Below are 13,120 nucleotides of genomic sequence, written 5' to 3'. Positions count from 1 at the left end.
CGGGCCCCAAGGAGGCGGGCCCGCCCCGCCCCCGTGGCCTGCGCCCCTACCGCGCCGCGAACACCTCCTTGAACCCGTCCCGCCACGACGGATGCCCCGGCTGCCACCCCAGCTCGCTCTTCGCCTTGTCGTTCGACGCCCCCCTGCCCTCCGTCATCACCATCGTCAGCCACTTCCCCGCCGCGAACCGCGCCAGCCACACCGGCACCCGCCGCGGCGGCCGTGCGCCCATCGCCGCCGCCAGCCGCGGCAGCCACTCCTTCTGTGCCGCCGGGTCGTCGTCCGTGACGTTGTAGATGCCCGGCGTGCCCCGCTCCACCGCCGCGGCCGTCGCCGCCGCCGCGTCGTCGATGTGGATCAGCGACATCACGCCGTCGCCGCTGCCCACCACCGGCAGGAGCCGCTTGCGGACCATCTCCGCCTGCTCGCCGCCCGGGTAGATCGTCGTGCCGGGGCCGTAGAAGCCGCCGTAGCGCAGGACGACGCCCTCGATGCCGGGGGCTGTGGTGACCGCCTCCTCCAGGTGCTTCATGGCGGCGAGGCTCTGCTCGGTGCCGGGGGGCGGGGTGCTGTCGAGCGGGTCTTCCTCGGTCTTGATCCGGCCGCCCTCGCGTTTGTACGGCCAGCCCGCGAAGCTCTGCGCGACGAACCGGCGGGTGCCGCTCTCGGCGGCTGCCGCCAGCAGGTTGTCGGTGCCCTCGCTGCGCAGCCGGTTGGTGGTGGCGAAGACGGCGTCGAGGCGGCGGAGGTCGCGGGCGCGCAGGTCGGTCTGCTGGGACAGGGCGGTGGCCTCGTGCACGATCACCTCGGGGGCGGCGTTCGCCACCGCTTCCCGTACGGCCGCGGCGTCGAGGACGTCGAGCACGACCGGCTCCACGCCCGCCGCGCGCAACTGCTCCGTCTTGGTCTCGTGGACGGTGGTGCCGGTGACGGTGTGGCCGGCCGCGGTGAGCAGGGGTACGAGCCGGCTGCCGAGGGCGCCCGTGGCGCCGGTGACCAGGATCTTCATGGGGCCAGCCGACCACCCTGCGCGCCCGTGCACCACGCGGGTTGCGCCTTTCGGGGGCCGTTCGTCACCCGAAAGGCGGGCGGGGCATCGCCGGACGGGGCGTTACTGCTCGGTCGACTTCAGCGCCTGCTCGCGGCCGCGGTCCATGATGCGGCGGTAGACGTACGCGCCGGTGTCCCGCACGGCCTCGCTCGTCGGGCCGTCGTCGGCGGTGACGGCCTTGCCGTCGGCGTAGCCGGCGATGGTGAAGTAGGCGTAGCGGCCGAGGGTGTTGCTGGTCAGCCGGCAGGCGGTGGCGCGGCAGAACTCGGGCACGCCCTTGCCGGGCAGTGACTCCAGGTTGCCGTTGGCCTGCTCGGCGGTGCGGGCGGCCGGGCCCTCGTCGGCGAAGACCGCGACGCCGACGGTGACCGCGGTGCCCTCGCGGGTGAACGTGGCGCGCAGCAGCCGGTCGCAGCCGTTGGCGGTGAGGATCTTGCCGAGCTTGGTGGAGGCGCCGGAGGCGCACTCGCGGGTGTGGTGGGTGGCCCTGCGCTCGTACGTGTGGCCGCTGACGGTGATCTTCGCGTTGGGGAAGAAGCTGTCGACGGCCAGCGGGGCCGTGTCCTTGTCCGCGGAGGCGATGAACTCCTTGGGGTCCGGCGGCGGGGCGACCGACGAGAACGACGGGTCGCCCTTCCCGCTCTCGCTCCCCGCGCCGGATATCCGGTCCTCCGAGGCGCTGCTCGACGGGTCGTCCTCGCCGCCCGAGGTGGTGACGACCGCCGCGGCGACGGCGCCGGCTATCACGACCGTGGCCAGCGCCCCGCCGACGATCGTCACCAGCCGGCGCTTGCGGCGCCGCTCGGCCGCCGCGGTGTCGGCGAGCGCGCTCCAGTCGGGCGCGGGCCCGCCGGATCCCGGCGGACCGAAGCCCGATCCCTGCCCCTGCCCCCCGGGGCCGCCGTAGCCGCCCCCCTGCCCGAAGCTCATGGCGGGCATCTTAACCGGGCCCACCGTCACCCGGACGGCGGCGTGGGGGCGTTGGGCGCCTCGGGGGCGGCCGGGGGCGTACCGGGACGGGTGGGGCGGGTGCGGCGGGTGCGGCGTGGAAAACCCGTTTCGCCGGGCCGCCGCGGGCCGGGAGGATGGGGGCATGGGACACCTGGAGGCCGCGCACCTGGAGTACTACCTGCCGGACGGGCGGCCGCTGCTCGGCGACGTCTCGTTCCGCGTCGGCGAGGGCGCCGCCGTGGCGCTGGTGGGGGCCAACGGGGCCGGGAAGACGACCCTGCTGCGGCTGCTCTCCGGCGAGCTGCAGCCGCACGGCGGCAGCGTCTCGACCGGCGGCGGGCTGGGCGTGATGCCGCAGTTCGTCGGCTCGGTGCGGGACGAGCGTACGGTCCGTGACCTGCTGGTCTCCGTCGCCCAGCCGCGGATCCGGACGGCCGCCGCGGCGGTCGACGAGGCCGAGCTGGCGATCGTGGAGCGTGACGACGAGCGCGCCCAGCTCGACTACGCGCAGGCACTGAGCGACTGGGCGGAGGCCCGCGGGTACGAGGCGGAGACGCTGTGGGACAAGTGTACGACGGCCGCCCTGGGCGTGCCGTACGAGCGGGCCCAGTGGCGCGAGGTGCGGACGTTGTCGGGCGGCGAGCAGAAGCGGCTGGTGCTGGAGGCGCTGCTGCGCGGCACGGACGAGGTGCTGCTGCTCGACGAGCCGGACAACTATCTGGACGTACCGGGCAAGTTGTGGCTGGAGCGGCAGCTCCGCGAGACGCCGAAGACCGTGCTGTTCGTCAGCCACGACCGGGAGCTGCTGGCGCGCAGCGCGGAGAAGCTCGTCAGCGTCGAGCCGGGCCCCGCGGGCAGCGACGTGTGGGTGCACGGGGGCGGTTTCGGCACGTACCACCAGGCGCGCAAGGAGCGCTTCGAGCGGTTCGAGGAGCTGCGCCGGCGCTGGGACGAGGAGCACGCGAAGCTCAAGCGGCTGGTGATCATGTACAAGCAGAAGGCCGCGTTCAACTCCGACATGGCCTCGCGCTACCGGGCCGCGCAGACGCGGCTGCGGAAGTTCGAGGACGCCGGCCCGCCGATGGCGCCGCCGCGGGAGCAGGACATCCGGATGCGGCTGCGCGGCGGGCGCACCGGGGTGCGGGCGGTCACGTGCGAGGAACTGGAGCTGAGCGGGCTGATGAGCCCGTTCTCGCTGGAGGTCTTCTACGGCGAGCGGGTCGCGGTGCTCGGCTCGAACGGCTCGGGGAAGTCGCACTTCCTGCGGCTGCTGGCGGGCGGGGAGGTGGCCCACAGCGGGGCGTGGAAGCTGGGCGCGCGCGTGGTCCCGGGGCACTTCGCGCAGACCCACGCGCACCCGGAGCTGCAGGGGCGCACGCTTGTGGACATCCTGTGGAAGGACCACGCGAAGGACAAGGGCGCGTCGATGTCGGCTCTGCGCCGGTACGAGCTGGACCGGGCGGCGGAACAGCCCTTCGACCGGCTCTCCGGCGGGCAGCAGGCGCGATTCCAGATCCTGCTGCTGGAGCTGGAGGGGTCGACGGCGCTGTTGCTGGACGAGCCGACGGACAACCTGGATCTGGAGAGTGCGGAGGCGTTGCAGGAGGGTCTTGAGGCGTACGAGGGGACGGTGCTGGCGGTGACGCACGACCGGTGGTTCGCGCGCAGCTTCGACCGGTTCCTGCTCTTCGGCGCGGACGGCCGCGTACGGGAGACGCCGGAGCCGGTATGGGACGAGGGCCGGGTGGCCCGGCGGCGTTGATCTTCGGGGCCGGGCCGGGCCGTGGGGAAGCGGCAGGGGTGTTTTGACCTGGTGGCGCGGGCCCCGGTATTCTGCTGGATTGTTGTGCGTATTGGCTGCTCGTTCTCACGCGTGAGGCCGTTACGCCTGGTCCACCAGGACGATTGATCAGCGATCAGCCGTCGGTTTGCGTCGCCGGCGCGGTCTACTGCTGCCGTGATCTCCGGGTGACCTTGTCAGAGAACACCCACTGAAGAAGCGAAGGCTACGACCGTGCGTACGTACAGCCCCAAGCCCGGCGACGTCCAGCGTCAGTGGCACGTCATCGACGCCACCGACGTCGTTCTGGGCCGCCTGGCCTCCCAGGTCGCCCAGTTGCTGCGTGGTAAGCACAAGCCGGTGTACGCGCCTCACGTCGACGCTGGTGACTTCGTCATCATCATCAACGCCGACAAGGTGCACCTCTCCGGCAACAAGCGGACCCAGAAGCTCGCCTACCGCCACTCCGGCTACCCCGGCGGTCTCCGCTCCGTCCGCTACGACGAGCTGATGGACAAGAACCCGGAGAAGGCCGTCGAGAAGGCCGTCCGCGGCATGCTGCCGAAGAACACCCTGGGCCGTCAGATGCTCAGCAAGCTGAAGGTGTACCGCGGTGCCGAGCACCCGCACGCCGCTCAGCAGCCGGTCCCGTACGAGATCACCCAGGTCGCGCAGTAGTCCCGGCCACACCCCCTAGAGACAGAGAAGCTGAGGAGAATCGTGGCTGAGACCACCGCTGAGGCGCCCGTCGAGGACGTCGAGGAGTACACCACCGAGACGCCCGCCGAGGACTACACCACCGAGTCCGTCGCGGGGCGTTTCGGCGACCCGCAGCCGGCCGCGGGCACCGGCCGCCGCAAGAACGCCATCGCCCGGGTGCGCATCGTTCCGGGCTCCGGCAAGTGGAAGATCAACGGCCGCACCCTGGAGGGTTACTTCCCCAACAAGGTGCACCAGCAGGAAGTCAACGAGCCCTTCAAGGTGCTCGAACTGGACGACCGTTACGACGTCGTCGCCCGCATCGCCGGCGGCGGCATCTCCGGCCAGGCCGGCGCGCTGCGCCTGGGCGTGGCCCGTGCGCTCAACGAGGCGGACGCGGACAACAACCGCGGCCCGCTGAAGAAGGCCGGCTTCCTGACCCGTGACGACCGTGCGGTCGAGCGGAAGAAGGCCGGTCTGAAGAAGGCCCGTAAGGGAACGCAGTACAGCAAGCGCTGATCATCGTACTGCTACTGTGCTCAGCCCCGGCGGCCCCCGGAGAGATCCGGGTGGGCGCCGGGGCGCGCTTGTATGGTCGGCATACGGTCCGCGGGTATGGTCACGTGAGGACATTTAACGGTCCGTAGCCGAACGTATTCGCTCAGAATTGAGCACTCGGGAGTACTCGGAGGAGATCAGTGGGACGACTCTTCGGCACCGATGGCGTGCGCGGCGTCGCCAACGCGGACCTCACCGCGGAGATGGCCCTCGGGCTGTCCGTGGCGGCGGCACACGTGCTCGCCATCGCCGACGCCGCCCAGCCGGCCGACCAGCGCCCGAAGGCGGTGGTCGGGCGCGATCCACGGGCGTCCGGAGAGTTCCTGGAGGCGGCCGTCGTCGCCGGCCTGGCCAGCGCGGGCGTCGACGTCCTGCGCGTCGGCGTGCTGCCGACCCCCGCGGTCGCGTACCTCACCGGCGCGCTCGGCGCCGACCTCGGCGTGATGCTCTCCGCCAGCCACAACCCGATGCCCGACAACGGCGTGAAGTTCATCGCCCGCGGCGGCCACAAGCTCTCCGACGAGCTGGAAGACGAGATCGAGGCGCTCTACCACAAGCACGAGCGCGGCGAGCCGTGGGAGCGCCCGACCGGCTCCGGCGTCGGCCGCGTCGAGCGCTACGAGCAGGGCTTCGACCGCTACGTCGCCCACCTGCTGGGCGTCCTGCCGCACCGCCTCGACGGGCTCAAGGTCGTCGTCGACGGCGCCCACGGCGCCGCCGCCCGCGTCTCCCCGGAGGCGTTCCAGCGGGCCGGCGCCGAGGTGATCCCCATCGGCACCGACCCCACCGGCCTCAACATCAACGACGGCTACGGCTCCACCCACCTCGACCAGCTCAGCGCCGCCGTCGTCGAACACGGCGCCGACCTCGGCATCGCCCACGACGGGGACGCCGACCGCTGCCTCGCCGTCGACGCCGAGGGCAAGGAGATCGACGGCGACCAGATCCTCGCCGTCCTCGCCCTCGGGCTGCGCGAGGCCGGCCGGCTGCGCAACAACACCGTCGTCGCCACCGTGATGTCCAACCTCGGCTTCAAGCTCGCGCTGGAGCGCGAGGGCGTGGATCTGATCCAGACCGCGGTCGGCGACCGCTATGTGCTGGAGGAGATGAAGCGCGGCGGCTACGCCCTCGGCGGCGAGCAGTCGGGCCACGTCATCGTCCTCGACCACGCCACCACCGGCGACGGCACGCTCACCGGCCTGCTGCTCGCCTCCCGGGTGGCCGCCAGCGGCCGGCCGCTGGCCGAGCTGGCGGCGGTGATGGACCGGCTGCCGCAGGTGCTGATCAACGTGCGGGACGTCGACAAGTCCCGGGTCGCCAGCTCCCCCGAGGTGCGCCAGGCCGTCCTGGAGGCGGAGCGGGAGCTGGGCGCCACGGGGCGGGTGCTGCTGCGCTCCTCCGGTACGGAGCCGGTGGTGCGGGTCATGGTGGAGGCGGCCGACATCGACCAGGCGCGGTCGGTGGCCGGGAAGCTGGCCGACGTGGTGAAGTCGGCACTGGGCTGAGGCGGTTGCCGGACGCCGTACGGGACCTGCCCGTACGGCGTACGGCCGTCAGAGCCGCCGGTGCGGGTGCTGCGGGGTCCGCGTCTGCCGGAGGTGCTCGCCGAGCGTCTGCTCGGTGTGCCAGGCCCAGTACAGCTTCTGCGCCAGCAGCGTCAGCGTCCCGGCGACGACGATGCCCAGCAGGTTGAGCAGCAACTGCTCGGACGAGCCGCGCGCCTGGTCCCACTCCCCGTAACTGAACGCGACCGCCGCGTTGGCCGCCGCCGGCACCGTCGTCACCGAGATCGCGACGCCCACCAGCGCCCCCGACTTCGACGACGTCAGCGACAGCGTGCCCGCGGTGCCCGCCAGCAGCCCGACGATGAACGAGAACCAGTCCGGCGCGAAGATGAACCCCGTCTGCGGCCGCGCCGCGTCCAGGTGCGCCTCGGTGAACAGCCCGAAGCCGTCCATCATCACGCTGAACCCCATCGTCAGCGCCATCGCCGCCGCGAACCCCGCGAGCAGCGCCGCCAGCGACCGCGCCGCCAGCCGTGGCCGCCATTGCACCAGCGCCACGCACAGCCCCGCCACCGGCCCGAACTCCGGCCCCACCGCCATCGCCCCGACGATGAGGATCGCGCTGTCGATCATCACGCCGCAGGCCGCGAGCAGCGTGGCGACGCCGAGCATGGCGAGGTACGTGAGCGACAGCGTCGACTCCTCGTGCGTCTCCTCGACCAGCGACTCCCACACCACCGCGTCAGCGGCCTCGCCCGGCGCGGCCTCCTCTGCCCGGTCGGCGCGGCGCGAGAGCGTCAGGTCGACCTGGTCGACGCAGACCGCCCCCTCGTCGTACAGCCCGCGCACGCGCAGCTCCTGCAGCAGCTTGTCGGCGGCCTCGCGGGCGATGTCGCACAGCACGACGTCGCCCTGGGGGTCGAGGGAGGCGCCGCGGAGCACGGCGAGGTGGGCCGTGCCGACGGTCTTGTGCAGAAGCCCGACGACCTCTTCGGTCCGGGCGGCGGGGCACTGGATCCGCAGGTGCAGCATGCGCCGAGGTTAGCGGGTGCCGTGCGCGCTACAGCTTGCGCAGGGAGAGGCGCTGGACCTTGTGGTCCGGGCCCTTGCGGAGGATGAGGGTCGCGCGGCCGCGGGTCGGGGCGATGTTCTGGCGCAGGTTGGGCTCGTTGATCGTGCTCCAGTTGCGTTTCCCGTACGCCATCGCGTCGGCCTCCGGCACCTCGGCATAGCGGCGGAAGTACGACAGGGGGTTCTGGAAGGCCGTCTCGCGCAGCTTGCGGAACCGCTCGGCGTACCAGCGCTCGATGTCCTCGATGCGGGCGTCCACGTACACGCTGAAGTCGAAGAAGTCGGCGAGCGTGACGCGGGTGCGGCCGTCGCGGCCCGGGAGCGCGGGCTGCAGGACGTTCAGGCCCTCGACGATGAGTATGTCGGGGCGCTGCACCTTCAGCCGCTCGCCGGGGACGATGTCGTACGTGAGGTGGGAGTAGACGGGCGCGGTGACCTCGTCCTTCCCGGACTTCACGTCGGCGACGAAACGGGTCAGCGCGCGGCGGTCGTACGACTCCGGGAAGCCCTTGCGCGACATCAGCCCGCGGGCTTCGAGTTCGGCGTTGGGCAGCAGGAACCCGTCGGTGGTGACGAGTTCCACACGCGGGTGCTCGGGCCAGCGCGCGAGCAGCGCCCGGAGCAGCCGCGCGACGGTCGACTTGCCGACGGCCACGCTGCCGGCGACCCCGATGACGAACGGCGGGCCGGCCTGGGGGTCGGCGGAGGCGCCGGGGCCGCCGAGGAAGGTGTTGACGGCGTGCCGCAGGCCGTGGGTGGCGCCGACGTAGAGGTTGAGCAGGCGGGAAAGCGGAAGGTAGACGTCCCGTACCTCGTCGAGGTCGATCACGTCGCCGAGGCCGCGCAGCCGCTCGACCTCCTCCGCGGACAGCGGCAGCGGGGTCCGGTCGCGCAGGGCGCTCCACTCGGCGCGGGAGAGGTCGACGTACGGGGAGGGGCTGTGCGTGCTCATCGGCGAGGCCACGGGGCCATTGTGCGCGGGCGCGCGCGGGAGCGCGCGAGCGGGGCGTGCCGTACCTCTAGGCCGGGGCCGGACGGAGGGCTACAGTCCGGATGCGTATTCGATTCCCGGGGGGCGAGATGTCAGTACTGCAGACGGTATGGCACGAGAGACGCAGGCAGCTCGCGGCGGCGGGCGCCCGGCGGCGGCGGGCCCGGGGTGCGCGCGAGGCGTTCGCGGGCCGCATCCGGGGCGACCTGGCGGCGGAGCTGCCGGACGAGGACCTGGGGGAGGACCTGGTCGAGTCGCTGGACCTCTACCGCATGGGCAGCAAGCCGCGGTGCGAGGAAGTGGAGTACCTGGACCTGGTGCAGGAGGCGGTGGAACGGATGGCGTGGGGCAGGTAGCCCCCGGGTCACCCCTCGGCGATGACGACGGCGGAGGCGACGCCTGCGTCGTGGCTCAGCGACACGTGCCAGGTACGGACCCCCAGCTCGTCGGCCCGCGCGGCGACGGTGCCGCGCACGCGCAGATGGGGCCGCCCGTTGTCGTGGACGCACACCTCGGCGTCGTGCCAGTGCAGACCGGGCGGCGCCCCCAACGCCTTGGCCAGCGCCTCCTTCGCCGCAAACCGCACCGCCAGCGAAGCCACCCCGCGCCGCCCCCCGTCGGGCAGCACCTGCTCCGCAGGCAGAAACAACCGATCCACCAACTCCGGCGTCCGTTCCAACGCGGCCCCGAACCGCCCCACCTCGGCGACATCGATCCCGACCCCGACGATTCCACTCATGCGCGGCACACTAACGGGTGGGCACGCAGGCGCCGCGATCACGGCAGCTCCGCACTGTCGGCGCGGCTGCTCACCGTCCCGTACAGGATGACCGCCCAGACGGTCTTGCCGATGCCCCCGGGGCGTGGCGTGACACCCCACGCGTCGGCCAGCGCATCGACGATCCGGAGCCCCCGGCCCTCCTCTGCGTCGTCGGGTGCGCGGGTGAGGACCGGGGGCGCGGGTTCGGCGTCGTCTACTTCCAGTTGCAGCCGTCCGCCACCCCGGGTGACCCGTACGAAGAAGTGACGGCCGGGTACGTGGCCGTGGCGAACAGCGTTGCCCGCCAGTTCGGCCACGACCTGCATGGCATCACGGATGGTCGTGGCGTCGACGCCCCAGCCGCCGAGGGTGTCGGCGATGTCCATGCGCGCCAGGTGAGCGGTGCGTGGGCTGGGTGCGTACGTGCGTCCCCAGGTGGTGAACGGAGGGCCAGCGGGGGTGAGGGCGGCGGTGGGTGTGGTGGTCATGGTGCCTCGCTGGAGTGAACGCGGTGAGTAGCGGCGACATGACACATAGTGGTCCGGTGGACCGGTCCAGTCAAGCGGCGCTCAGCGATCTCCGCCCATCGGGTACTCGTCGCTCCGCTCCCACAACTCCCCGGGCGTGACGCCCTCTTCGCACACCAGCGGCCTCCCGTTGCCGTCGTACGCCGTGTGCAGGTCCACCGCCACGGCCAGGGGCGTCGATCGCTCCAACTGCTCCGCCTCCGCCGCCGTGGCCAGCCGCACGCCCACCAGGTCGATGCCGCGGGCAGGCGCTCGGCCGGTCTCCCGGGTGACGTAGTGCGTGGTGCCCTCCGCCAGCGGGCCCGACTGCGCGAGCCGGGGACACGCGTCGGCCACGTCCGGTGGAAACCATGCGCTGACGTACGTCAGCGGGGTGTTGTCCTCCAGCACCACCAGCCGGTCCCTGCGCAGCGCCCGCTGTCCTGCGTCCAGGCCCAGCGCCTGTGCCACGTGTGCCGGAGGCTCCTCGTGAGCCGGGCGCCCCACGCGGCGGAACGGGTGCCCGCCGGCCATTCGGCTGTTCCCGGAAGCCCGGTGGCCGGCGGGGCGGGCCACCGGCGTCTCCACGACCCGGAAACCCTGGCCCTGCCGCTCCCGGTCGATCAGGCCGTCCAGCCGCAGCACGTCCATCGCCTTGATGGCGGTGGCGCGCGAGACGGCCCAGCGCTCGCACAGCTCCCGTTGCGAGGGCACCACTGCGCCGGGCGCCAGTTCGCCTTCGGTGATCCGGGCGCGGATCCAGTCCGCGATCTGCTCGTACTTCAGCGTTGCCATGCGCCCTCCAGACGGCTTCCCGTGGACTGGACTGGTCCACCGGTCTAGGGAGAGCATGGCCGACATGAGTGCTGCGCCCCAAGTCGCCCCCGAGATCCTGCACTTCTACGGCTCCGACTTCGACGAGGCCACCCGGCTGACCGGCACCGCGGACGGGCGGTTGGAGCTGGTGCGTACGCGGGAGCTGCTGCGGCGGCATCTGCCCGGGGCGCCGGCCGACGTGATCGACGTGGGCGGGGGGCCCGGGGTGCATGCGGCGTGGCTGGCCGGGGACGGGTACCGGGTGCACCTTGTCGACCCGGTCCCGCGGCACGTGGAGGCCGCGCGCCGGGCAGGGGTCGACGCGGCGGTGGGCGACGCCAGGGCGCTGCCGGCGGGGGACGGTGCGTACGACGTGACCCTCGTCCTCGGGCCGCTGTACCACCTGCTGGAGCGCGACGACCGCGACCGGGCCCTCGCCGAGGCCCGCCGCGTCACCCGCCCGGGGGGTCTCGTCGCAGCCGCGGCCATCGGCCGGTACGCCTCCGTCTTCGAGCACACGGCGACCACGTTGCTCACCAAGGACCGCGTCCACGACGCCGTACGCGACATCCTGACCACCGGCCGCCACGACCCCGGGCGCAAGGGCTTCACCGCCGCGTACTTCCACACGGCGGCAGAGCTGGAGGACGAACTGCGCGAGGCGGGGCTGGGGGAGGTGACCCTTTACGGGGTAGAAGGCCCCGGCTGGGCGCAGCTCAAGGCCGTCGAGCAGGACACGGGGCGGGTGTTGGCCGAGGATCACCCGGCGTTTGCGGCGGCTCTGCGGGCGGCCCGGCTGGCCGACGGGTATCCGGATCTGCTGGCCGCCGCGTCACACCTGCTGGCGGTCGCCCGGCGTTGAACGGGGCCTCCACCCGGCTGCGGGCCGTCCCGAGGCGGGGGAGGATGGAGGCATGCGGAGTGCTTATGGGGTGGAGACCGTGCGGGGGGCCGAGGCGGCGCTGATGGCCCGGCTGCCCGAGGGGGCGCTGATGCAGCGGGCCGCCGCGGGGCTCGCCGCTGCCGCGGCCGGGTTGCTCGGGCGGGTCTACGGGCGGCGGGTGGTGCTGCTCGTGGGGAGCGGGGACAACGGCGGGGACGCGCTGTACGCCGGTGCGCGGCTGGCGCGGCGCGGGGTGCGGGTGACGGCCGTGCTGCTCCGCCCGGAGCGTACGCACGAGGGCGGGCTCGCCGCGCTGTGGGCCGCCGGGGGGTGCGTCGTGCCCGCGGCGGAGGGGGGCGACGTGGGTTCGCCCCTGCGCCGGGTGTTCGACCGCGTCGACCTCGTCCTCGACGGCATCGTCGGCATCGGCGGCTCCGGTGGCCTGCGGCCCGCCGCCGCCGCGCTCATGCGCCTCGTCCGCGACACCGGCGCCCCCGTGCTCGCCGTCGACCTGCCCAGCGGGGTCGAGGCCGACACCGGGGAGGTACGGGGCGAGGCCGTGACCGCCGACGCCACCGTGACCTTCGGTACGTACAAGCCCGGGCTGCTCGTCGACCCCGCCGCCGAGCACGCCGGCGCGCTGCGGCTCGTGGACATCGGGCTCGGCCCGTACCTGCCCGCGGTGCCCGACATGGAGGCCCTGCAGCACGCCGACGTCGCCGCGCTGCTGCCGGAGCCCACCGCCGAGAGCGACAAGTACCGGCGGGGCGTCGTCGGCGTCGTCGCCGGCTCCGAGCGCTACCCCGGTGCCGCCGTGCTCGCCGTCGGCGGGGCGCTGCGCGGCGGGGCGGGGGCCGTGCGGTACGTGGGGCCCGCGGCGCGGGCGGTGATCGCGCGGTATCCGGAGACGCTGGTCCACCCCGGGCCGCCCGGCAGGGCCGGCCGGGTCCAGGCGTGGGTCGTCGGGCCCGGGCTGGGGGACGGGCCAGGCGCGGAGGAGGTGCTGGAGCAGGTGCTCGCCACCGACGTGCCGGTGCTGGTCGACGCCGACGGCCTCCGGCTGCTGGACCGGGTACGGGTACGGCGCCGGTCCGCCCCGGCGCTGCTCACCCCGCACGCGGGGGAGGCCGCCGCGCTCCTGGGCGTGGACCGGGCCGAGGTCGAGTCGCGCAGGCTCGCTGCCGTCCGGTCGCTGGCCGACGCGTACGGCGCCACCACCCTGCTCAAGGGCTCCACCACCCTGATCGCCGACCCGGGCGGCGAGCACCCCGTGCGCCTCAACCCCACCGGCACCTCCTGGCTCGCCACCGCCGGCAGCGGCGACGTCCTCTCCGGTCTCACCGGCTCTCTCCTCGCCGCCGGCCTCGCCGCCCGCGACGCCGGCTCCGTCGGCGCGTACCTCCACGGCCTCGCCGCCCGCACCCTCGCCGCGGGCGCCCCGATCACCGCCCACGAACTCCCCGACGCTCTCCCCGCGGTCTGGCGTGACGTGCGTGACGTGCCCGATGTGCCTGACGTCCGCGACGACCGCGACGCCTGATCAGCGGGA

The 13,120-nt window shown here is 73.4% G+C and carries 14 protein-coding genes; 7 read left to right on the top strand and 7 right to left on the bottom strand.

The features are described from left to right. Positions 1 to 46 precede the first annotated feature (46 nt). Together ABGA99_RS34310 and ABGA99_RS34305 are read right to left on the bottom strand one after the other, a co-directional pair. Complete coding sequence (locus ABGA99_RS34310; RefSeq protein WP_347581511.1) at positions 47 to 1,009, bottom strand: NAD(P)-dependent oxidoreductase; 963 nt, start codon at positions 1,007 to 1,009, stop codon at positions 47 to 49. Positions 1,010 to 1,111: 102 nt separating this feature from the next. After that, the gene (locus tag ABGA99_RS34305; RefSeq protein WP_347584173.1) at positions 1,112 to 1,981 is read right to left on the bottom strand and encodes a hypothetical protein; all 870 of its coding nucleotides are present in this window, start codon (positions 1,979 to 1,981) and stop codon (positions 1,112 to 1,114) included. Between the two features lie 163 nt (positions 1,982 to 2,144). On the opposite strand from ABGA99_RS34305, the gene ABGA99_RS34300 reads away from it, so the two are divergent. The 4 genes from ABGA99_RS34300 (at position 2,145) to glmM (ending at position 6,544) form a co-directional block, all read left to right on the top strand. Further along, positions 2,145 to 3,764, top strand: coding sequence for an ATP-binding cassette domain-containing protein (locus ABGA99_RS34300; RefSeq protein WP_347581513.1), 1,620 nt, complete (start codon positions 2,145 to 2,147; stop codon positions 3,762 to 3,764). A gap of 252 nt (positions 3,765 to 4,016) precedes the next feature. Next, positions 4,017 to 4,460, top strand: coding sequence for a 50S ribosomal protein L13 (rplM, locus tag ABGA99_RS34295; protein WP_027772201.1), 444 nt, complete (start codon positions 4,017 to 4,019; stop codon positions 4,458 to 4,460). Between the two features lie 42 nt (positions 4,461 to 4,502). Further along, entirely contained in the window at positions 4,503 to 5,000 is a 498-nt protein-coding gene (gene rpsI, locus ABGA99_RS34290; RefSeq protein WP_047017585.1) for a 30S ribosomal protein S9, read from the top strand. Positions 5,001 to 5,179: 179 nt separating this feature from the next. Further along, entirely contained in the window at positions 5,180 to 6,544 is a 1,365-nt protein-coding gene (gene glmM, locus ABGA99_RS34285) for a phosphoglucosamine mutase (RefSeq protein ID WP_347581514.1), read from the top strand. A 48-nt stretch (positions 6,545 to 6,592) separates the two neighbouring features. Here the strand turns inward: glmM and ABGA99_RS34280 are convergent, their stop codons facing one another. After that, positions 6,593 to 7,576, bottom strand: coding sequence for a DUF389 domain-containing protein (locus ABGA99_RS34280; protein WP_347581515.1), 984 nt, complete (start codon positions 7,574 to 7,576; stop codon positions 6,593 to 6,595). Between the two features lie 28 nt (positions 7,577 to 7,604). Beyond that, positions 7,605 to 8,567, bottom strand: coding sequence for a type I pantothenate kinase (coaA, locus tag ABGA99_RS34275; protein WP_347581534.1), 963 nt, complete (start codon positions 8,565 to 8,567; stop codon positions 7,605 to 7,607). Between the two features lie 128 nt (positions 8,568 to 8,695). On the opposite strand from coaA, the gene ABGA99_RS34270 reads away from it, so the two are divergent. After that, the gene (locus ABGA99_RS34270) at positions 8,696 to 8,962 is read left to right on the top strand and encodes a hypothetical protein (protein ID WP_347584172.1); all 267 of its coding nucleotides are present in this window, start codon (positions 8,696 to 8,698) and stop codon (positions 8,960 to 8,962) included. Positions 8,963 to 8,970: 8 nt separating this feature from the next. Here ABGA99_RS34270 and ABGA99_RS34265 read toward each other — a convergent pair whose 3' ends face one another. The 3 genes from ABGA99_RS34265 to ABGA99_RS34255 all read right to left on the bottom strand — a co-directional run bounded on the left by ABGA99_RS34265 (position 8,971) and on the right by ABGA99_RS34255 (position 10,667). Beyond that, positions 8,971 to 9,345, bottom strand: a complete 375-nt coding sequence (locus tag ABGA99_RS34265; RefSeq protein ID WP_347584171.1) for a holo-ACP synthase — start codon at positions 9,343 to 9,345, stop codon at positions 8,971 to 8,973. A 38-nt stretch (positions 9,346 to 9,383) separates the two neighbouring features. Further along, positions 9,384 to 9,854: an ATP-binding protein gene (locus tag ABGA99_RS34260; RefSeq protein ID WP_347584170.1), complete on the bottom strand. Its 471-nt coding sequence runs from the start codon at positions 9,852 to 9,854 to the stop codon at positions 9,384 to 9,386. 81 nt (positions 9,855 to 9,935) lie between these two features. Beyond that, positions 9,936 to 10,667, bottom strand: coding sequence for a GntR family transcriptional regulator (locus tag ABGA99_RS34255; RefSeq protein WP_347581519.1), 732 nt, complete (start codon positions 10,665 to 10,667; stop codon positions 9,936 to 9,938). 64 nt (positions 10,668 to 10,731) lie between these two features. Here ABGA99_RS34255 and ABGA99_RS34250 point away from each other — a divergent pair, with 64 nt between their 5' ends. Further along, positions 10,732 to 11,550, top strand: a complete 819-nt coding sequence (locus ABGA99_RS34250) for a class I SAM-dependent methyltransferase (RefSeq protein ID WP_347584169.1) — start codon at positions 10,732 to 10,734, stop codon at positions 11,548 to 11,550. A 52-nt stretch (positions 11,551 to 11,602) separates the two neighbouring features. Then, complete coding sequence (locus tag ABGA99_RS34245) at positions 11,603 to 13,111, top strand: NAD(P)H-hydrate dehydratase (protein ID WP_347584168.1); 1,509 nt, start codon at positions 11,603 to 11,605, stop codon at positions 13,109 to 13,111. The last annotated feature ends 9 nt before the right edge of the window (positions 13,112 to 13,120 follow it).

The sequence above is a fragment of the Streptomyces sp. B5E4 genome (assembly GCF_039871555.1).
In the GTDB taxonomy this organism is placed as follows: domain Bacteria; phylum Actinomycetota; class Actinomycetes; order Streptomycetales; family Streptomycetaceae; genus Streptomyces.
Note: the sequence above shows the minus strand (reverse complement) of the source record. Positions and strands in the feature narration are given on the sequence as shown.

Coding starts and splice junctions, on each gene's coding strand:
- ABGA99_RS34255 (WP_347581519.1), bottom strand. CDS start 10,667: ATGGCAACGCTGAAGTACGAGCAGATCGCGGACTGGATCCGCGCCCGG.
- ABGA99_RS34270 (WP_347584172.1), top strand. CDS start 8,696: ATGTCAGTACTGCAGACGGTATGGCACGAGAGACGCAGGCAGCTCGCG.
- ABGA99_RS34245 (WP_347584168.1), top strand. CDS start 11,603: ATGCGGAGTGCTTATGGGGTGGAGACCGTGCGGGGGGCCGAGGCGGCG.
- coaA (WP_347581534.1), bottom strand. CDS start 8,567: ATGAGCACGCACAGCCCCTCCCCGTACGTCGACCTCTCCCGCGCCGAG.
- ABGA99_RS34310 (WP_347581511.1), bottom strand. CDS start 1,009: ATGAAGATCCTGGTCACCGGCGCCACGGGCGCCCTCGGCAGCCGGCTC.
- ABGA99_RS34260 (WP_347584170.1), bottom strand. CDS start 9,854: ATGACCACCACACCCACCGCCGCCCTCACCCCCGCTGGCCCTCCGTTC.
- ABGA99_RS34300 (WP_347581513.1), top strand. CDS start 2,145: ATGGGACACCTGGAGGCCGCGCACCTGGAGTACTACCTGCCGGACGGG.
- ABGA99_RS34265 (WP_347584171.1), bottom strand. CDS start 9,345: ATGAGTGGAATCGTCGGGGTCGGGATCGATGTCGCCGAGGTGGGGCGG.
- ABGA99_RS34280 (WP_347581515.1), bottom strand. CDS start 7,576: ATGCTGCACCTGCGGATCCAGTGCCCCGCCGCCCGGACCGAAGAGGTC.
- ABGA99_RS34250 (WP_347584169.1), top strand. CDS start 10,732: ATGAGTGCTGCGCCCCAAGTCGCCCCCGAGATCCTGCACTTCTACGGC.
- ABGA99_RS34305 (WP_347584173.1), bottom strand. CDS start 1,981: ATGAGCTTCGGGCAGGGGGGCGGCTACGGCGGCCCCGGGGGGCAGGGG.